The 19,838-nt window shown below is 34.2% G+C and carries 20 protein-coding genes, 1 pseudogene and 1 riboswitch; of the genes and pseudogenes, 20 read left to right on the plus strand and 1 reads right to left on the minus strand.

Annotation, left to right across the window (positions count from 1 at the left end; all coding sequences use genetic code 11):
• The first annotated feature begins 44 nt into the window (after positions 1–44).
• Both E5D58_RS05860 and E5D58_RS05865 read left to right on the plus strand, forming a co-directional pair.
• Complete coding sequence (locus E5D58_RS05860; RefSeq protein WP_136480904.1) at positions 45–566, plus strand: lipocalin family protein; 522 nt, start codon at positions 45–47, stop codon at positions 564–566.
• A 109-nt stretch (positions 567–675) separates the two neighbouring features.
• A complete protein-coding gene (locus E5D58_RS05865) occupies positions 676–1,908 on the plus strand; it encodes a class I SAM-dependent rRNA methyltransferase (RefSeq protein WP_136480905.1) in 1,233 nt (410 codons plus the stop codon).
• A gap of 4 nt (positions 1,909–1,912) precedes the next feature.
• On the opposite strand, the gene E5D58_RS05870 is transcribed toward E5D58_RS05865, so the two are convergent.
• On the minus strand, positions 1,913–2,413 hold the full coding sequence (locus tag E5D58_RS05870) for a hypothetical protein (RefSeq protein ID WP_136480906.1): 501 nt from the start codon (positions 2,411–2,413) through the stop codon (positions 1,913–1,915).
• Between the two features lie 167 nt (positions 2,414–2,580).
• Here E5D58_RS05870 and E5D58_RS05875 point away from each other — a divergent pair, with 167 nt between their 5' ends.
• The 18 genes and pseudogenes from E5D58_RS05875 to E5D58_RS05960 all read left to right on the plus strand — a co-directional run bounded on the left by E5D58_RS05875 (position 2,581) and on the right by E5D58_RS05960 (position 19,833).
• A complete protein-coding gene (locus tag E5D58_RS05875) occupies positions 2,581–3,531 on the plus strand; it encodes an NAD(P)H-dependent flavin oxidoreductase (RefSeq protein WP_136480907.1) in 951 nt (316 codons plus the stop codon).
• 157 nt (positions 3,532–3,688) lie between these two features.
• Positions 3,689–3,825: riboswitch (cobalamin riboswitch) on the plus strand.
• A 114-nt stretch (positions 3,826–3,939) separates the two neighbouring features.
• Positions 3,940–4,422 (plus strand): PAS domain-containing protein, encoded by a 483-nt coding sequence (locus tag E5D58_RS05880; RefSeq protein ID WP_136480908.1) that lies wholly within the window; start codon positions 3,940–3,942, stop codon positions 4,420–4,422.
• Between the two features lie 104 nt (positions 4,423–4,526).
• Positions 4,527–5,348, plus strand: a complete 822-nt coding sequence (locus tag E5D58_RS05885; protein ID WP_136480909.1) for a transporter — start codon at positions 4,527–4,529, stop codon at positions 5,346–5,348.
• 35 nt (positions 5,349–5,383) lie between these two features.
• Positions 5,384–6,802, plus strand: a complete 1,419-nt coding sequence (locus tag E5D58_RS05890) for a hypothetical protein (protein WP_136480910.1) — start codon at positions 5,384–5,386, stop codon at positions 6,800–6,802.
• Positions 6,803–6,947: 145 nt separating this feature from the next.
• Entirely contained in the window at positions 6,948–7,634 is a 687-nt protein-coding gene (locus E5D58_RS15015) for a hypothetical protein (RefSeq protein WP_205660300.1), read from the plus strand.
• A gap of 124 nt (positions 7,635–7,758) precedes the next feature.
• A complete protein-coding gene (locus E5D58_RS05900; RefSeq protein WP_136480911.1) occupies positions 7,759–8,184 on the plus strand; it encodes a PaaI family thioesterase in 426 nt (141 codons plus the stop codon).
• Positions 8,185–8,189: 5 nt separating this feature from the next.
• Entirely contained in the window at positions 8,190–9,326 is a 1,137-nt protein-coding gene (locus E5D58_RS05905) for a chorismate-binding protein (protein WP_136480912.1), read from the plus strand.
• A gap of 39 nt (positions 9,327–9,365) precedes the next feature.
• Positions 9,366–11,126, plus strand: a complete 1,761-nt coding sequence (menD, locus tag E5D58_RS05910; protein WP_136480913.1) for a 2-succinyl-5-enolpyruvyl-6-hydroxy-3-cyclohexene-1-carboxylate synthase — start codon at positions 9,366–9,368, stop codon at positions 11,124–11,126.
• Between the two features lie 93 nt (positions 11,127–11,219).
• Positions 11,220–11,558 (plus strand): DUF2853 family protein, encoded by a 339-nt coding sequence (locus E5D58_RS05915; RefSeq protein WP_136480914.1) that lies wholly within the window; start codon positions 11,220–11,222, stop codon positions 11,556–11,558.
• Positions 11,559–11,645: 87 nt separating this feature from the next.
• On the plus strand, positions 11,646–12,479 hold the full coding sequence (locus E5D58_RS05920; RefSeq protein ID WP_136480915.1) for a CvfB family protein: 834 nt from the start codon (positions 11,646–11,648) through the stop codon (positions 12,477–12,479).
• Between the two features lie 12 nt (positions 12,480–12,491).
• The gene (gene mnmE, locus E5D58_RS05925; RefSeq protein WP_136480916.1) at positions 12,492–13,907 is read left to right on the plus strand and encodes a tRNA uridine-5-carboxymethylaminomethyl(34) synthesis GTPase MnmE; all 1,416 of its coding nucleotides are present in this window, start codon (positions 12,492–12,494) and stop codon (positions 13,905–13,907) included.
• 169 nt (positions 13,908–14,076) lie between these two features.
• Entirely contained in the window at positions 14,077–15,240 is a 1,164-nt protein-coding gene (locus tag E5D58_RS05930) for a tyrosine-type recombinase/integrase (RefSeq protein WP_136480917.1), read from the plus strand.
• A 322-nt stretch (positions 15,241–15,562) separates the two neighbouring features.
• Positions 15,563–15,850, plus strand: coding sequence for a helix-turn-helix domain-containing protein (locus E5D58_RS05935; RefSeq protein ID WP_136480918.1), 288 nt, complete (start codon positions 15,563–15,565; stop codon positions 15,848–15,850).
• Between the two features lie 26 nt (positions 15,851–15,876).
• A pseudogene (locus E5D58_RS15210) lies at positions 15,877–17,082 on the plus strand (primase-helicase family protein).
• 207 nt (positions 17,083–17,289) lie between these two features.
• Positions 17,290–18,153, plus strand: a complete 864-nt coding sequence (locus E5D58_RS05945; RefSeq protein ID WP_136480919.1) for a toprim domain-containing protein — start codon at positions 17,290–17,292, stop codon at positions 18,151–18,153.
• Entirely contained in the window at positions 18,128–18,652 is a 525-nt protein-coding gene (gene mbpA, locus E5D58_RS15105) for a mobilization protein MbpA (protein WP_235835852.1), read from the plus strand. The genes E5D58_RS05945 and mbpA overlap by 26 nt, the downstream gene beginning before the upstream one ends.
• Complete coding sequence (locus E5D58_RS05955) at positions 18,649–19,506, plus strand: relaxase/mobilization nuclease domain-containing protein (RefSeq protein ID WP_136480920.1); 858 nt, start codon at positions 18,649–18,651, stop codon at positions 19,504–19,506. Before mbpA ends, E5D58_RS05955 begins: the two co-directional genes overlap by 4 nt.
• A 12-nt stretch (positions 19,507–19,518) precedes the next feature.
• Positions 19,519–19,833, plus strand: a complete 315-nt coding sequence (locus E5D58_RS05960) for a DUF6730 family protein (RefSeq protein ID WP_136480921.1) — start codon at positions 19,519–19,521, stop codon at positions 19,831–19,833.
• The last annotated feature ends 5 nt before the right edge of the window (positions 19,834–19,838 follow it).

Below are 19,838 nucleotides of genomic sequence, written 5' to 3' on the forward strand. Positions count from 1 at the left end.
ATTTGGTTGCGTTTTTTTTTAAACCTATCTTCACAAAAAAAAGTATGAAAAAAATAAGCTTATTTGTATCCATTTTATGTCTTGTTATGTCAGCTTGCTCCAGCGACGATGATGGAGGAAACACTATAACGGGTGATATAGTTGGCACTTGGAATGTAACTAAATTAGATTTAACCGGAGAAATTCAAGCGGAAGTATCTGGGACACCAATATCCTCAAGCGTTACAGGCGAAGGGTTTGATTTGGATAATAGTTTGGTGACCTTTAATGAGTCTCCAAGTTCTATTGAGTCTGAAGGCACGATTAGTATGAGACTAACCTATTCTTTAAATGGAACAGAATTGACTGAAGAAATTGAGGATTTTGAATTTTTAGAAGGAGGTACTTGGGAATTAAATGGTAATACCCTTATTATTACCGAAGCAGGTGAGGAAACCGAAGTCGAAATTTTGACACTAACTGATACCGAACTTGTCATTAAAGTTTATGAGGAGGAGACAGAGATAGAAGATGATGAGGCTATAACAAGTACATTTGTGTTGGAAGCCTCTTTTAAAAGAGTTTAAACGATTATACCATATTAGAGGAAAGCCACTTTTATATAAGTGGCTTTTTTTTGCTTTAAGATAAATAATAAGGTTTAAAACAATACATTTGGGTAAAGAAAATTAGTAAATGTCATTCTCTTCAAAACTAACATATTTCGATAGACCAAAACGTCTCGCAGTCAAACTTAATGCTAAAGGAGAACAGTTCGTACAGAAAGGACATCCATGGGTGTTTTCAAATAATATCACGAAAGTAAGTAATGATGGAAAACCTGGTGATCTGGCCATTGTTTTTAGTAAGAAGAAAAATAAAGTCATTGGGTTGGGCTTATTTGATTTGAATTCCCCTATTCAAATTAAAATGATACATCATGGTTTTGAAAAAGCCGACGTAAATGCTGAGTTTTTTCAGAGGAAAATAGAAAACGCCTATGATAAAAGGACACCTCTATTAAAAACAAATACCAATAGTTATCGTTTACTTTTTGGAGAAAATGATGGATTCCCGGGCTTAATTGCCGATGTTTATGCCTCGGTACTTGTGGTAAAGATTTATTCTGAAATTTGGTTTCCTTATTTAGAGGATATTGTTCTTAGTCTACAGAACATTTCAAAAGCATTGTCGGTTGTAATTAGGTTAAGCAGGCAATTAGAGCAGTCAAAACTTCATCAATTAATTAACGGCGAAGTCGTTTATGGAACACTTGAAAATGAAGTTGTGCAGTTTATAGAGCATGGCGTAAATTTTTCGGCAAATGTGATTAAAGGCCACAAAACAGGGTATTTCTTAGATCATAGAGCCAATAGAAAGCAAGTAGGAGCTTGGAGTCAAGGAAAAACAGTATTGGACGTGTTCTCCTATGCGGGCGGATTTTCAGTGCACGCCCTTGCCAATGGCGCTAAAGAAGTGACGAGCTTAGATATTAGTAAACAAGCTCTAGAAATTGCCGTTCAAAATGCAAAGCTAAATAGTTATACGGGGACTCATAAAACCATTGCTGGTGATGCCTTTGAAGAGCTTAAAAAATTAATAATAAACAAAGTTAGATTTGATGTTGTTGTTATCGATCCACCAAGTTTTGCAAAGCAATCCTCCGAAATTGAACTGGCTAAGAAAAAGTATAAGCAATTAGCTGAACTAGGGCAAAAACTTGCGGCTACAAATGGTTTGTTGGTTTTGGCTTCTTGCTCATCCCGAGTATTGGATACCGACTTTTTTGAAATTAATCATAGTGTTTTAGTCTCCAACCAGCGACGGTTTAAGACTATACAAAAAACGAAACACGATACCGACCACCCAATTGGTTTTCCAGAAGGCGCTTATTTAAAATGTGGGTATTATCGTTTTTTAGATACTTAAAGACTTAGAGTATATCTCCTTTTTCGTTTGTTTTAATAGACATGGTTTTATTGTCTTTTTCAAGTTTTATTTTGTAGATCTGAACTAATGATGGCGCGTCTTTTGTATAACTTAAGTAATATTGGTCTTCTTTAATGTTCCAATCTGGGTATTGTTTCAATATAGTGTTCAAAACACTTGTTGGTAGTTTTACATTTTGGTAATTTTCAACGGTCTTAACAATACGCCCATCTTTATCATAACTGGCTACTGCTTTGCCTTCAGGTAATCTAAAAGTTACAGTGTATACGTCGTCATTATTATCATACAATGCCTGAAGATTTTTAAAATCGTAAGTTAATATTTTGCTTTCTATTTTTTTTATCGAAGGTGGTAAATCGTCATTTTGTGCAATTTGAGAATAACTGATATTGGAGTTTATATAAGTTTCTTGAAGCTGAATAGTTTGTCCGTTTAACAAGAAAGAGCATACTAACGCTACAGGCAGGGTGTAAAAAGATTTCATGGAATTAAGGATTTAGTTTATTAGACAAAAATAACTATGCGTGCATAGTAAAAATATGATAATAGTCATAATATCAGATTTTTATCTCATAGCTTCAGCGTGGCTTACTTGTTCTAGTGTTATGCGTGCATAATATTTACTATATTTGTTAAACTCAATTACAAATCATGGAAACTAAGCTTACAGCATTGCTAAATATTCAATATCCAATTATCCAAGCTCCCATGTTTTTAGTGTCTAATGTAGCTATGGTTAAAGCGGCCATGGATAGTGGAATTGCGGGATGTATCCCAGCACTCAATTATAGAACGTTAGAGGAGTTAAGAGCCGCTCTTATAGCGTTAAAGGAGGCAAAACCAGAGGGAGGTGCTTTTGGTTTTAACCTCATTGTAAACAAGTCTAATGTTAAATATAAAAGCCAATTAAAAGTTATTTGCGAAGAGGGGTGCGACTTTATTATAACCTCCTTAGGAAGCCCTGAAGAGACAATTAGGCTAGGGCATCAAGTTGGGATTAAAGTATTTTGCGATGTGGTCGATTTAAAGTTTGCTAAAAAGGTAGAGAATTTAGGAGCCGATGCCATTATTGCCGTTAACAATGAAGCTGGTGGGCATAGAGGAGATAGGTCTCCAAAAGACTTGATACAAGAATTGAAGACGCACTGTGAGATCCCAATTATTTCGGCTGGAGGGGTAGGTAGAAAAGAGGATGTCGATAGGATGTTAAGCTTTGGTGCGGATGGTGTTTCTGTGGGTAGTCCTTTCATTGCTTCTACAGAAGCGCAAGTAACACAGGAGTATAAGCGAGCCTGTGTTGATTATGGGGCTAAAGACATTGTTATTACCGAACGTATATCTGGAACCCCATGTACCGTTATTAATACACCTTATGTTCAAAAAATTGGGACCAAGCAAACTTGGTTAGAATCAATTTTGAACAAAAACAAAAAACTAAAGAAGTGGGTAAAAATGATTCGCTTTGCTATTGGCATGAATGCCACAAAAAATGCTGCTACCAAAGCTACGTATAAAACAGTTTGGGTAGCAGGACCTAGTATAGAACATACAAAGAATATATTACCTACTAAAGACATTATTAAAAGGCTAATAGAGCGTTAGTATTGTAGTTTTATATCGCCTTTAGTACAATTTAAGTGAAATATGTTTAAGCCCATCCTATAATTCTGTTAAGAACAAAGCGTTTTTAAGAACCAGAATTGATGAAAATAAATAGCAGATAGACCTATTAATTTTGTATTGTTTTTTTAACTTAATATTTTTGTAAAGTTATTAAGGTTTAGCATGAGCTAATAAAAAGAAGGAATTGTGTTAAAATCACAAGCTGTCGCGCAACTGTATTTAATGGTTAGATACCATTATGAGCCAGATACTTCCCTTAATAGATAACCAATGGTGCTTTCGCGATTTGAAGCAGGTCAGGATGTTTTCATTTTCCAACGAGTTTAATTGATTAAGTATTAAACTGCTGATAGCTTTTTTGTTGCAAGCACGCAAATTTACTTAACTATGAAAACAAAACAAGGGCCGTTAAAAAGTTGGGATATTTACGCCATGTATTTATCAAATCAGTCTAAATCTTTTAGGATTAATGAGGACATTAAAACACTTTCTATCTTTAAAGATAAATATAATTGGAATTTTAATATAAGCTCCACACTTCATGATATAGAGTTTGATGCTATTGTTTTAACTTCTGCAAATAGAGAGATTGCATGGGTTAACAGGGGATTTACAAAAATGACGGGGTATCCCATTAAATTAGCAATTGGCAAAAAGCCAAGTTTTTTACAAGGAGAACAAACAAGTAAAGCTTCTTTAGGCAGAATAAGAAAGAGGCTAAAGGATGGCTCTCCGTTTACAGAGTATATTTTAAATTATAAGAAGAATGGAAGTCTTTACAAATGTGAATTGAATATCTATCCAATTAAGAATTATGAGAATACAATTACACACTTTATAGCTTTCGAAAAAGAGTTGAAGTATATATAAATTTAAACATTAAGTGCTTTTCAACTTTAAAGATTATATTTGAATTGACAGTATTTTTTGAATAATTTAAAAAAATTGGAAGCAGTTTAACCTAAATAGCTCTAATGAAATTAAATTTAGCTTTTTGGAAGTTAATTTTTCTCTTATGCTTTTTGTTCACGAATCAATTGTTTTTTGCACAGAACAAAGAAATAACACTTAATGACAGTACGGTAATCGGAATTGTTGAAAAGAAAAGTGAAAAAGATAAAATTAATGATATCCTATTACCTTATGGTTGGATAGACTATAATGCAGAATATTATACTGTTGATGCCAAGAACAGTTATTTAGATCATCACTTTATATACCAACCATACCTTAGTAAAGATCAGGTATTTCAAATTGAGTTAGGTCTCGTAAATACATTTACGGATGCTCAACAATACTTTTCGCCAAGCGATTTAGATATAACCTATCAACGAAATATTACACCTAAAAACAAAAAAGATGTAGGCTACGTCGGCATGATTGCAATAGCCAAACTTACTATACCTACAGGCAGGGAAGAATATTTTAGTGGTTCTGATAATTGGGCTTTTGAGCCACAAGTAGGAGCGCAGTGGAGTGTATTTAATCCAGATTGGTTAATTTCTGGAATTTTACGCTATAGATATCATTTTGCGACGTTACCAGAGAAGTCATTAGCGAATAATTATGTTAGAGTTGAATCGTTCTTTGGATTCGAAAATGATAAATTCTGGATTTTCGGATCCCCAGACTATAGGTATACCCCTAAAACATCCAAAAGCAACTTGTTTTTTAGTGCTTTGGTTGGTTATAAATTTTCAAGACAGTTCATTATTAAAGGGAGCTATAAACCTAGGCTAGAAGGGAATGATTTTTATCGTTCCATGTTATCTTTTGGCTTTACGCTGTTTTTTTAGTTTTTTGCTATTTAATGAGCTAAGAATAAGTTAGTATGAGATTAAGGATTAGGTTTTTGTTAATTGTGTTTTTCGTTGGAGGCCTGATTGCGGCTCAAGAAAATAATTATTGGAATTTTCATCAGGGCGCTATTGCTTCCCTTACCGGTGGTGCTGCTGTTGCAAATGCAAAAAATCAAGCGGCAGCTTATTATAATCCAGGGTTATTACCTTTTGTTAAAAATAATAGCGTGTCTTTAAACATGCAGTCTTTCTTTTTTAATAGCCTACTTATCGAAAATGGAGCAGGAGATCATATAGATTTGGAACAATCGGCTGTAGGTATTGTGCCATCTAGTTCTTACGGTGTTATAAAAAACAATGAAGAAAGCAAATGGACGCTTTCATTTGGAATTATCACGCAAGCCTTTTCCGATTATGGTTTAGGGGCATATAATGAAACTCAATTGGATGTTATTAGTAGTAATCCTGGAGAGGAGACCTATTTGGCAAACTACAACTATAATACCAGACTGAAAGAAAATTGGTTAGGACTTGCTACAGGCTACGAAATCAATAAAAACTTTGGGGTAGGCTTAACTACCTTTATAGTGGCAAAAAGTATTGATTATATTCAAAGCACCAACGCCAGCGCCATTTTAGTGGATCAGGAAAATGATTTTGTTAGAACTATAGCCAATACTTCTTTAAATGAAAACTTTGCTTATAGGTCTGCTGGTTTAGTATTTAAGCTGGGACTTTCTTATAGAATAGAAAACCTAAGGCTAGGATTAACCTTATCCAGTCCTCTAATTAATGTTGATTTTATTGGGAAAGGAAATATTAATAGGGAGTTGTTTATTACTTCAGATAACACTGATGAGAGTAATATAAGGCAAGTTGCATTTCAAGAAAAAATTAATACCATAAATAAGCTTCCTTTTGCTTTAGATTTAGGTGCGACATACCAATTTGGTAAGACAGAACTTTCTGCTAGAATTGCCCATTATTTAGGAGTAGGAACCTATGAATTAATAGAAAAGGAAGAATTCGATAATTCAAGTATGTTTAACCAATTTAGTGCTTTTGGTGTTCCGAAAACAGCCATTAAATCGGTAACAAATTTTGGAATTGGATTGGCTCAAGAATTGAATGCAAAAACAACCTTGTATCTGGGTTTTAATACGGATAATAACAGTTTTGACGATTCTAAACTTAATAGGGCGACCGATTTTGTTCCTTCCATTTCTCAATGGGATTTGATGAATGTTTCAGCAGGATTAAGCCATTATTTAAAGCATTTTCAGCTTATTTATGGGCTATCATATATTTCTGGTAGGAGCACAGGAGATTCTCAAATTATAAATATTTCAGATCCTTTAGAAGAAAACTTCCTTTTAGGCGAGCTAACTAGTAATACCAAAACCTCAATAAATCAACTTAATTTAAATATTGGCTTTGTTTATTATTTTTAGGGATACCATATGCACGGGTTTTCTAAATTTGTTTTTTGCTTGTACTATAAATATATTTCAATATTGCTTATATTTGAACGTACTATTAATTTAAATAAGGAAATCTGTTATTTTACAGATATGTAAAAACATTAAAACAAAAATTATGAGAAAAAAATTGCAAATATTTGCTGCTTTAATTCTTCTAGCCGTAGTGTATAGTTGTGGACCTTCCATTAAAGTTACAGACTCATGGTCTGCACCAGACGCTAGAGAAATGATGGATGATAAGTTTTTGATTATTGCAAGAACCGATGATTTAGCTTCTAGGCAGTTATTTGAACAGGAGTTAACCTCTAAAATGCAAGCAGCGGGGATTGATGCTACTTCAAGTTACGTGAAGTACCCCAAAGTTAAGCACAATCAAAAGCTAACAGAAGCTGATATCGATGGATTGGTTAAGAAGTTTAAAAGTGATGGCTTTACAGGGATTGCGTTAACGGTTTTAAAAGATGTAAAAACAGAAATAAGAACAGAGGAATCTGGTGGGTATACAACTGGCGGATACTACCCTGCATACTATGGTGGATATGGTGGTTTTGGAGGCTACTATGGTTCGTTTTACTCGCCTTATGGTTATGGAGGAACTTACGTACCTCGTTCTCAAAGAACTTATGAATCTGAAATATATAAGTTAGAAACAGTAATTTACGATTTAGAAAGGACTGAAAATCGTCAGTTAGTTGCTGTTGTCGCTAGTAATATTACAGATCCAGGTTCTGCTTCAGCTGTCGCTGGGCCATATGCTAAGAAAGTTTTAGGAGCCTTTGCTAAACAGGCAGAAAAGAAATAGATTTTTTTATTAAGCAATATATTGTGCCGCGTGTTACTTTACACGCGGCATTTTTTTTATGGAAATGTTATCATTTCATTTAAACACACCCAATGGTTTTGTATTTTTACAAGAAAAAAGAACCATGCAATTATCACGAGAAGAAATTTTAATTAGAGCCAGTAAAGTATGTAAAAACACTTTAATGGAAACATTAGATATTGAAATTACAGATTTCTCAGAGGATTACGTCATTGCTAAAATGCCTGTAACGCCTAAGGTACACCAACCAGATGGCGTATTACATGGGGGTGCTACAGTGGCTCTAGCAGAAACTACTGGAAGTTTTGCTGCTGAAATATTAATGAATTTAGATAATATATTTGTTCGAGGTATTGAGATTTCAGCTAATCATTTAAAAAGTGTAAGAAACGGCTATGTATATGCTAAAGCATCTTATTTGCATAAAGGAAGAACTACGCAATTATTAGAAATTAGAGTAACTGATGATTTTGATAATTTAATTTCAATTTGCAAGCTAACTACTATTGCACTTCCAAAATCTAAATAAATAAAATGAATTCAGAGGATTTTATTGCTCGTGTTGTTGAGCAATATAAAAATAAACTGCCGTTTGTTGTGTATAGAAAACCCAATGATTCAGAAGTAAAAGGCATTTTTCAAAATACAGATCAACTTTATTTTACTGAAAACTTTACTGAAAAGGGTTTTGTTTTTTCGCCATTTGATAACACTAAACCAACGGTACTTTTACCATATAATAAATCTGAAACAATAAAGTGTCAGGATTGGAACTATGCATATAATGAAGCGGATAAGAATACCTCTGTAAAGAACACGCTTTATGATGATGAAAATGGGGATTCTAAGGATATTCATATTGATTTGGTTAATAAGTGTTTAGACGCTTTGGATTCTAATAGTTTCCAAAAATTAGTTATTACTAGACGGGAGTGTATTGAGTTAAAAGAATTTGATATTATTACTACGTTTAAACGTCTTATTAGTAAATATCAATCAGCATTTGTATATGGTTGGTATCATCCAAAAGTAGGACTTTGGTTGGGAGCTACACCAGAAACGTTATTAAAAATTGAAGGAAAACGATTTTCAATGATGGCTTTAGCTGGGACTCAGGTTTATAACGGCAGTTTAGATGTAACATGGGAGGAAAAAGAAAAAGAAGAGCAGCAACTAGTTACCGATTTTATTATTGACAGTTTAGATGCTTTGACTGAAACAAAACAGGCATTAGCAACGACTACAGTTAAGGCAGGCAATCTGGTACATTTAAAAACAATGGTAACCGCCTTGTTAAAAGAACATGTTTCATTAAAAGAGGTCATTGATATTTTGCACCCAACACCTGCTGTATGTGGACTTCCCAAAGGAAAATCGAAACAGTTTATTTTGAATAATGAGGACTATAATCGAGAGTTCTATACAGGTTTCCTAGGTGAATTGAATCTTGAATCCATGGTGGCGCCAAGATCTGGCAAAAGAAATATTGAAAATAGGGCATATACTATAAATAGATGTAGTACGCAATTGTATGTTAATTTACGCTGCATGCAAATTAAAAAGAGCCAAGCATATATTTATGTGGGCGGTGGGATAACCAATAAATCAAATCCAGTGCATGAATGGCAAGAAACTGTATCAAAATCTTTGGTAATGAAAAGCATTTTATAACCATCGTATTTCTTATTTTTGTTTATTGATAAATTCTGAATGATTTACCCTAAAATTCCCCTTGCACAAACTGTTATCCAGTTATGCAAATTACAAGGCGTTAAGCATATAATTATTTCTCCAGGTAGCAGAAATGCACCGCTAACAATTGGCTTTACTAACGATTCTTATTTTAAATGCTATAGTATTGTAGACGAACGTTGTGCAGGTTTTTTTGCCTTGGGAATTGCGCAACAGTTGCGAGAGCCCACGGCGTTGGTATGTACGTCTGGAAGCGCTCTACTAAATTATTACCCGGCGGTATCTGAAGCCTATTATAGCGATATCCCTTTAATTGTTTTATCTGCAGATAGACCCAAATATTTAGTAGGTATTGGTGATGGGCAAACCATTAATCAAAAAAATGTTTTTGAGAATCATGTTGTGCTTTCTGTCAACTTAAAACTGGACTTAAAGACGGATGGGCAAATGACATATGCAAACGAACCCCCTATTATTAAGAATATTCAAAATAAACTAGAGCACACCTTAGGTTTAAAGGAAGATATACAAGCTTATAATGAGCAATCCATTAATAAGGCAATAAGCGCGGCCATTGTAGAAAATGGACCTGTTCATATAAATGTACCTTTTGATGAGCCTCTATATGAAATAGTCCAAAGCCTAAACGTATCTCCAAGGGCCATAGACTTTAAAAAGAACCACCAAAACGTTGGAACCGAATTAATAAGAGCATGTGTTGATACGTGGAATACTTCTTTAAAAAAAATGATATTGGTTGGGGTTAATTATCCTAATGAAATAGACCCTGATTGGTTGGTTAAATTAGCAGAAGACGATAGCGTTATTGTGTTGACCGAGACTACCTCTAATTTGCATCATCACAGTTTTTTCAGCAATATAGATCAGCTCATAGCTCCGCTTACGGAAAAAAATCAGAAAGAGCTACAACCAGATGTTTTATTGACCTTTGGAGGACTTGTAGTTTCAAAAAAGATAAAGCAATTATTAAGAAAGTTTAAGCCTAAGCATCATTGGCATGTGGATCCTAAAAAGGCAAACGATACCTTTTTTAGCTTAAATAAACATATAGAAACAACACCAAATTCCTTTTTTAAGGCCTTTCTGCCTAAGGTGTCTAAAACTACTAAAAGTAGCTACAAACCATATTGGTCTGGCATAAATGATTATCGAGCAAATCGACATAAAGCGTATTTAACGAAGATACCTTTCTCAGATTTTAAAGTATTTAAACATGTTTTAGATGCTATCCCAGATAACAGTATTTTACAATCAGGAAATAGCTCAACAATACGCTATACGCAATTATTTAATTTAAAATCAAATATTGAAGTATATTGTAACAGAGGGACAAGTGGCATTGATGGCAGTACCTCTACAGCCATTGGTTGTGCAGTTGCTCGGAACGAACCAACAATATTTATTACGGGCGATTTAAGTTTTTTATATGACAGTAATGCACTTTGGAACAATCATATTCCAACGTCATTTAGAATTATCGTAATAAATAATCAAGGAGGTGGTATTTTTAGAATACTACCTGGGCATAAAAACACGGAGAACTTCGACACCTATTTTGAAACGAACCATCAGTTAACAGCAGAGCATTTGTGCAAAATGTACAACCTTGAATACCAGTCTGCTTTTAATGAAGGTGAATTAAAAATGGCACTTACATCCTTTTATTTAAACGGAGGAAGACCAAAAGTACTTGAGGTATTTACACCAAAATCTATAAATGATACCATACTGTTAGACTATTTTGAGTATTTAAAATAATTGTGACGCTTAAGTTAGAGCTGTGTCTAAAAAATAGTATCTTTAAAAAGTTATCTATTAATCAAATTTCAATTCATTAAAAAGTTATTATTTATGAGTAAAAGAGATGATCTTATTGCTAAATACGCAGCAGATTTAAAAGAAAAATGTGGAGTTAACGCAGATATGGATTTATTAACAAAAGTTACCATAGGTTGTGGACCTTCAATTTACAATGCTGACTCCTCAACTGTTTCTAGTTCGGATGAGTCTGAGTTGGCAACCGTTAAAAATAATTTTCTAATTAAAAAGCTAGGGCTTACTGATAGCGACGATTTAGATGCAGGTATCGCGTCTGTTATGGAACAATATGGGCAATCTAATAGAAATAAATATAGAGCTGTTGTTTATTATTTATTAACGAAGCATTTTGGTAAAGAATCTGCTTATTAGCATCAATACAATTTTAAAGGTTTAAAGCGTCACAAGATTGTGACGCTTTTTTATTATCTAAAAAACTAATATGATTACCTTTGCGGCATGATTAAACTTGGGCAAATAAATACGTTAGAAATAATGCGTGAAACCAATCACGGAATTTATTTAATTGATGAAGAAGATAACGAGGTTTTATTGCCCAATAGGTATGTCCCCCAGTCTTTTAAGATTTGGGATAAGCTAGATGTTTTTGTGTATCTGGACAACGAGGAACGTCCAGTAGCAACTACGGAAACACCCTATGTAAAGTGTAATGATTTTGCCTTGTTACGATGTAATCAGGTCACAGAATATGGTGCCTTTCTGGACTGGGGTTTGGTAAAGGAATTGTTTTGTCCTTTTAAAGAGCAGGCTTTTAAAATGAAACCAGGAGGGTGGTATTTGGTGTATTGTTATTTAGATGAAAAAACAGAACGTCTAGTGGCATCAAGTAAAACCAATAGGTTTTTAGATAATAAAGAGCTAACTGTAGAGCCGTTTGAGGAAGTAGATTTGATAGTATCTCATCCTTCAGAGATTGGAATGAACGTTATTGTTAATAAGAAGCATTCAGGCATTATTTACAAGGATAATATTTTTAGAGATTTAAGTGTTGGCGATAAAGTAAAGGGTATTGTTAAAAAAATAAGACCAGGAAATAAGCTCGATATTGCACTGGGTCAGATAGGGTACAGAAATATAGAACCCAATGCAGAACGTATTTTAAAAGAACTTCAAGATAATAGTGGATTTTTAGGTTTAAACGATAAATCTAGTCCAGAAGATATTAAGGAAGTCATGCAGATGAGTAAGAAAAATTTTAAGAAGGCTATAGGAGCATTGTATAAGCAGCGCCAAATAGAGATAAAGCCTGAAGGTATTTATCTTGTTTCTTAAATTCACGATACCATGATTAATCAAGATACCATTGTTGCTTTAGCAACACCCTCGGGGGCAGGTGCTATTTCAGTTATTCGGCTGTCTGGAGAGGATGCTATAAAAATTGCTAACAACTGTTTTAAATCTGTAATAGCTAACAAATCCCTTTTGGAACAAGCCACACATACCATACATTTAGGTCACATTGTGGATAATAAGCGTACCATTGATGAGGTTTTGGTTTCTGTTTTTAAAAATCCGAACTCATATACCGGAGAAAATGTAGTTGAGGTATCTTGTCATGGTTCTACGTATATACAGCAGGAAATTATTCAGTTATTCCTCAGGGAAGGGTGCAGAGTGGCAACAGCGGGAGAATTTACCATGAGGGCTTTTCTAAATGGAAAACTTGACTTATCCCAAGCTGAAGCGGTTGCCGATTTAATATCAAGTGATAATGAAGCCAGTCATCAAATCGCAATGCAACAAATGCGGGGCGGATTTTCGTCAGAGATTGCAAAATTGCGAGAAGAACTTTTAAACTTCGCATCGCTAATAGAATTGGAGCTTGACTTCGCTGAAGAAGATGTAGAGTTTGCCGATAGAACGCAGTTCAAGGATTTAATAGACAGAATTATCCATGTCTTAAAACGACTTATAGATTCGTTTGCGGTAGGTAATGTTATAAAAAATGGTATTCCTGTAGCTATTGTAGGTGAGCCCAATGTTGGAAAATCGACATTATTAAATGCCCTTTTAAATGAGGATCGTGCTATTGTGTCTGATATTGCAGGTACCACAAGAGATACGATTGAAGATGAAATTAGCATTGGAGGGATTGGTTTTCGATTTATTGATACGGCAGGAATTCGAGATACAAAAGATGTTGTTGAAAGTATAGGCATCAAGAAAACTTTTGAAAAAATTGAACAGTCTCAAGTAGTGGTCTACTTATTCGAAGCCGATGCTATTTCTGGAAACAATGTTAAAGCATCCAATATTGGTGTTGAGATCGAAAAAATAAAAAATAGATACCCTCAAAAGCCACTAGTGGTTGTAGCAAATAAAATTGATAAAATTTCTGAGGCAGATAAAGCAGCATTAATAGAGGTTTTTAGGGATTTAGAAAGCGCACAGTTTATTATGCTGTCGGCCAAAGCGAATATTGGTGTGGATAGCTTAAAAGATAAACTACTAAGTTATGTAAACACTGGAGCCTTAAGAAATAATGATACTATTGTAACAAATTCAAGGCATTATGATTCTTTATTAAAGGCCTTTGAAGATATTCAAAAAGTAAAAGAAGGATTAGAAATAGGCTTGTCCGGCGATTTATTAGCTATTGATATTAGACAAGCACTTTACTATTTTGGTGAAATTACAGGTGAGATTACCAATGATGATTTACTAGGGAACATTTTTGCTAATTTTTGTATTGGCAAATAGACAGTAATTTTATTTGATGTCAATTGGTTTTAATTAACTGTAAATCAAATTGTTGTTGAAAACTTTTTGATTTATAATTTCTTTTTATATCTCATTTTTAGTACTTTTTTGTACCTCATTTACACCTCAAAATTGATTTTTACACCCGAGGTGTAAAAAAATGCGAATTATGAAATTACATCTAAGAAAGAAAAAACTAAAAAGTGGGAAGCTAAGTTTATACATTGAATATTACAAAGGTTTTAAAACTACTCAAGAAGGAAAAATTAAACATATTAGGGAATTTGAGTATTTAAACCTATACCTAACTGATGATCCTCAAACTAGTTTTGAAAGAAAGAAAAACAAAGAACAGTTAGAATTAGCTGAACAAATTTTTGTAATTAGAAAAGCGGAAGTATTACAGGGAAAGTATAAAATCCAAAATACCCATAAGGGTAAAACAACATTATTGGATTTTTATGAATTGAAGAAGGAAGAACGTTATGAAACCAAAGGTAATTATGATAATTGGGATGCTGCCCAAAAACACTTAGAGAAATATTGTCCAGAACATATTACTTTTAATGATATTGACGTAGACTTTATTAAAGGGTTTAGGAAATATCTCGATACGGTTGCTGTTACTAAAAGTAAAAAAAGATTATCGCAAAATACTAAGCATACTTACTTTAATAAATTCAAAGCTTGTTTAAATGCTGCGTTTGATGAAGGTTATTTAAAAGAAAACCTAATCAAAAAAGTTAAAGGATTTACAATGGGTGAGTCTACCAGAGAATACCTTACTTCTGATGAACTCCAAAAATTAGCTGAAACACGGTGTTCTATTCCTTTGCTAAAGCGTGCCTTTCTCTTTTCGGCTTTAACTGGGATTCGGTGGTCTGATGTTAATAAACTAAAATGGTCTGAGGTACGCGAAGAGGGGGCAGATAATTCAGGAAATGATATTTACCGTATTGTATTTCAGCAGAAGAAAACAGATGGGGTTGAATACTTGTATATATCTGAGCAGGCTAGAGAACTCCTGGGGAAAAGACAAGATTCTAAAGCACGCGTATTTAAAGGACTTCGTTATAGTGCTCATATGAATCTTCAATTATTACGATGGTGCATGTTTGCAGGTATAACTAAGCATATTACATTTCATTCAGCAAGGCATACAAATGCAGTCTTGCTTTTGGAAAATGGAGCAGATATCTATACAGTTTCTAAGCGTCTGGGACACAAAGAAATTAGAACCACAGAAATATATGCCAAAATCATAGACAAGAAAATGAAGGAAGCTGCTAATTTGATTCAAAAATTAGAACTGGAATTAGATGGGGTTGAATGAAAATTGACGTTCCTTAGAGTAGAAAAAATAACCCTATACCTTTCTAGTTGTTAATAACTCAAAAACCTTCTAAATATTGGTTCTTAGACGTAATTTATATTATAGTTAAATAACATCAAATGATTTCATGAAAAATTATACTTTACTGTTGTAATGAAATTTGTCTTAAATTAAGTTAATTTGCTGTATAAGAGATTTTTGTGAATAAATAATAAGGTTTGCTTCTTCTTTCATTAGCCTATTTTTATACTTTTATTTACATACTCCCAAAAGGGAAAACAAAAGCGCTTTTGTTCATTTTATAAATCCTAAAAAGAATAAAATGGACAATTTATTAATTCTGGAACGATTAGATCGTTTAGAAAAATTGCTCATAGGTCACAAGGAAGTATTGACCTTTGATGAGGCCTGTGATTATACAGGTATATCAAGAAGTTATCTCTATAAACTAACATCTTCAGGCAAGATTCCGCACTCCAAACCCAATGGCAAAATGCTCTTCTTTGAGAAGAAAAAACTGGTGGATTGGCTACTCCAAAACAATCGGAAATCAAAACAGGAGCTCGAAGCAGAAGCCCTGACTTACACCAATCGCAATAAATTAAGATAAGGGTCTCTATAAGAAAAATTATTGACATGAAACAGATACCATATATACGTGTGGGTACGTCCTATTATAAAAAAGTCAAGGCACCCACCATAGCAGGCCATTTTAATGAAATCTTAGTGCCTTGGAATATGGAAACAATCAAACAGGACCATGGCAAGGATCATTTAGGCAAAATACCCAAATATGATGGATTTACCTGTATTCCAAGTCATATAGAATTTAAACAGGAATATCTGGGCTTCTACAATATTTATTATCCACTAGGCAAATCTCCCAAAGCGGGCGATGTTTCTAACTCTTTAAAATTTATAGAGCATATTTTCGGAAAACACTTTGAATTGGGTTTGGATTATCTACAATTATTATATCAAAAGCCCATACAAGTACTGCCCATTTTATGTTTGGTTTCCAAAGAACGTTCCACAGGAAAAAGCACCTTCTTAAAATGGCTCAAGGAAATCTTTGAGAACAACCTCACTTATTTGACCAATGATAGCTTCAGTAGCCAGTTCAATGCAGATTGGGCAAATAAGCTTTTAATATGCATTGATGAAGTCCTGTTCAACAAAGAAGAACTGACCGAGCGTATTAAATACCTGAGCACCACCAATATCAACAAACTGGAAGCGAAAGGAAAAGATAAGCGGGAAGTTGAATTTTTTGGAAAGTTTATACTCTGCAGTAATAATGAATAGAACTTTATAAAGATTGATGCCAATGAAACCAGGTTTTGGGTTATAAAAGTACCAGTGTTGGACAAAGAAGATACCCATTTCTTAGAAAATTTGATTGCAGAAATACCTGCATTTCTGCATTTTCTAGCAAATCGTAAGATGCATTCAGAACATGTAACCCGTATGTGGTTTACCCCAAAACAAATAAAAACAAAAGCCCTGACCAAGTTGGTACAGAACAACCGCAATCGTGTAGAAAAGGAATTAGCCAGCATTTTATTAGATGTAATAGAGAAGTTTGATTTAGAAGCAGTAGATCTCTGCCCAATGGATGCCTTATTGGCTCTCAATAGAACCCGGGTAAAAACAGATTTAACACAGTTACGCCGCTTGCTGAAAAAGGACTGGCAACTGACAAATAAAGATAATTCAAATAGCTATCAAAAATTTGTAATCTGGACTGATGGCGATATGACCATGGTAGACGCCAAAGGAAGATATTTTACAGTTCAAAAGGATTTTTTAGTCCAAAATTTTGATGAAACGATGACAGAGTAGATGAAGCCCTGTATTTATTGATGCTAAGGTTGTCATCAAACAGTCATCATTCTGTCATCAAAAAAAATAATGATGACAGAATACAAGAGATAAAAACCAAAAACGATGAAACGATGAAAAAATGATGCTAGGTCAAAGCTAGTATTGATAGGGTTTTACAGAGAAAATCATCAAATCATCAAAAAATAAACCAATACACACTTGCTAATGAAAAGAAAGATAAATTGTGAAACAGCCCGTAATTTTTCCGTGCTAACGGCCCTGGAAAAACTCGGGTACTTTCCCAATCGGACAACGGAAAAAGAAGCTTGGTTTCTAAGTCCTTTCAGGTCAGAAACCCAAGCCTCTTTTAAAGTCTCTTTAACCAGGAACAGGTGGTACGATCATGGGATGGGAATAGGAGGTAATGTCATAGATTTAGTAAGCAGGATTCTAAAATGTACAGTAAAAGAAGCCCTGGAGTTTTTAAACAATGAAATTTCTCATTTTTCTTTTCAACAGCAACCCATTATTCTGCAAAGAACCACGGGCATTATAATTACAAAAGTTCAGGAGATAAAACACCCTGCTCTGATACGCTATCTACAATCCAGAAGCATTCCATTATCCATAGCAAAATTATACTGCAAAGAAGTTTGGTACACCCATAAAACCAAAACCTATTTTGCCATAGGTTTAAAAAATGATCTGGGAGGTTGGGAGCTACGGAATAAAATCTTAAAAAATAGTAGTAGCCCAAAAACCTTTACCCATATAAATCAAGGGCATTCTCAACTGATAATTCTGGAAGGCATGTTTGACCTGATGTCATTGGCAGTAATGAGTAATGTTCTGCTAAATACCTCGGATATACTCATATTAAATTCCATAGCATTTATAAAAGATGTGGAACAATATATAACCAACTATACAACAGTACGCCTCTATTTAGACAAAGATAATACGGGGCAAAACATATCCCAATACCTGACCAAAAAATTTAAACACATCAAAGACCAAAGCGCGAGTTATAAACATTATAAAGACCTAAACGAATTATTAAGATATGAAACAAAAATGGACAGAAGATGATTTCCAGTGGATGCCAAAAAAAGAAAAACCTCGGTATTTAAAAATTCCGACCGAGCAGTTACAAGAATCAGATGCCATTCCTTTGGATATAAAAACCGACGCATCGGAAACAAAATTGACGTTGGGGAGGAATTCGAGATGTGTGTCTGTGGACACAAACTCGTTTGCTCCCGAAGGTCGCAAAGCAAAAAGAGTGTTTAAGGGCAAGGGAGACCTCGTAAAATTTCGATGTACAGCCTTCGAAAAGAAACTCCTAAAAATAAAAGCCGATAGAAGTGGATTGAGCCTAAGCGAATATATAAGAAGAAGCGTACTGGAAAAAGAAATTATAGAGCGTATGACAGATGAACATATAGACATATACAAAACACTCATAAAATACCATAACAACTTTAAAGCCATAGGAAACATGTACAGGAAACGAAACCCCAAACTCACGGAAACCGTATACCAACTGGCAGCAGAAATCAAGACCCACCTTCAAAAACTACAAACATGATAGGGAAGGGGAAAAGCATATCACATACCAGGGCATCTATGTCCTATGGATGGAACCAGGAAAAAGAAGCAGAAATCATCTTAAAAGAATACCTGTACGGCGAAACCCCGGCAGAGATCACAGAAGAATTTAAGATGATACAAGACCAGAACCATCACTGCAAAAAGAACACCCTGTCATTTGTTATAAGCCCAACCATAGAAGACGGTAAAAAACTAAACACAAAAGAACTCGAAAACATTACAAGACAATTCATAAAAGAAATGGCAATAGGAGAGCGGCAAGCCATAGCCTTTGTACATCAGGACAAAGAACACAAGCACATCCATTTATACGTTAACCGTATAGACTTTAAAGGACAAGCCTACAATGACAGCTTTATAGGCAAACGCAGCCAACAAGCAGCAGAAAGAACAGCAGAACACTTGGGGCTGACCACCGTAAAACAAGTACAAATGGAAAAAGAATTCAACCAAAGCGAAATACAAGCAGAAATAAAACGCAGGCACGATCTGACCATGAAACAATTTCAACCCAAATCCTTTGATGATTACCTAAAAGCCATGGAAACCAATGGCGTTAAGGTCATACCAACCATAAACAACCAAAACAAACTACAAGGCTTTAGATTTGAATTTGACGGACATAACCTCAAAGGCAGTGAAGTACACCGCCAAATGTCACTTGGAAACATAGGCAAGCAAATAGCAGGCATAGAAGGAAACAGTATGTCAAAAGAAAATTTAAATACCATACAACTAGCAGATAAAGTAGTAGACCTTACCCCAAACATGGCATTAAAACTAACCAAGTTCATCATTAAGAAAACCGTACAAAAAGGCATAGGATATTAAACAGCAAACACCATGGGAAAACTAGAAGAACTAACAGAATTATTGGTCAATGAACTGGAGGACTTTAAGACTGGTATAGAAAAAATGGAAACAATCAATAGTCAATTACAAGACACAAAAATCCAGATGGACGTTACCGAATATAAATCCATAATTAAAGAACATCAACAGCAGATGCAATCGCATTTAAACGAGATTAAAAGTTTTGAAAGGAGGTTCAATAGTAAGATTGAGGATGCCAAGATATATCCGACTTGGGTGGTAGTTGTATTTATATTGAGTATTTTAATTAGTATAACATTAATTGTTATAAATTTTTTTGATTAAAAATC

It is taken from the genome of Cognatitamlana onchidii, assembly GCF_004804355.1.
GTDB lineage: Bacteria > Bacteroidota > Bacteroidia > Flavobacteriales > Flavobacteriaceae > Cognatitamlana > Cognatitamlana onchidii.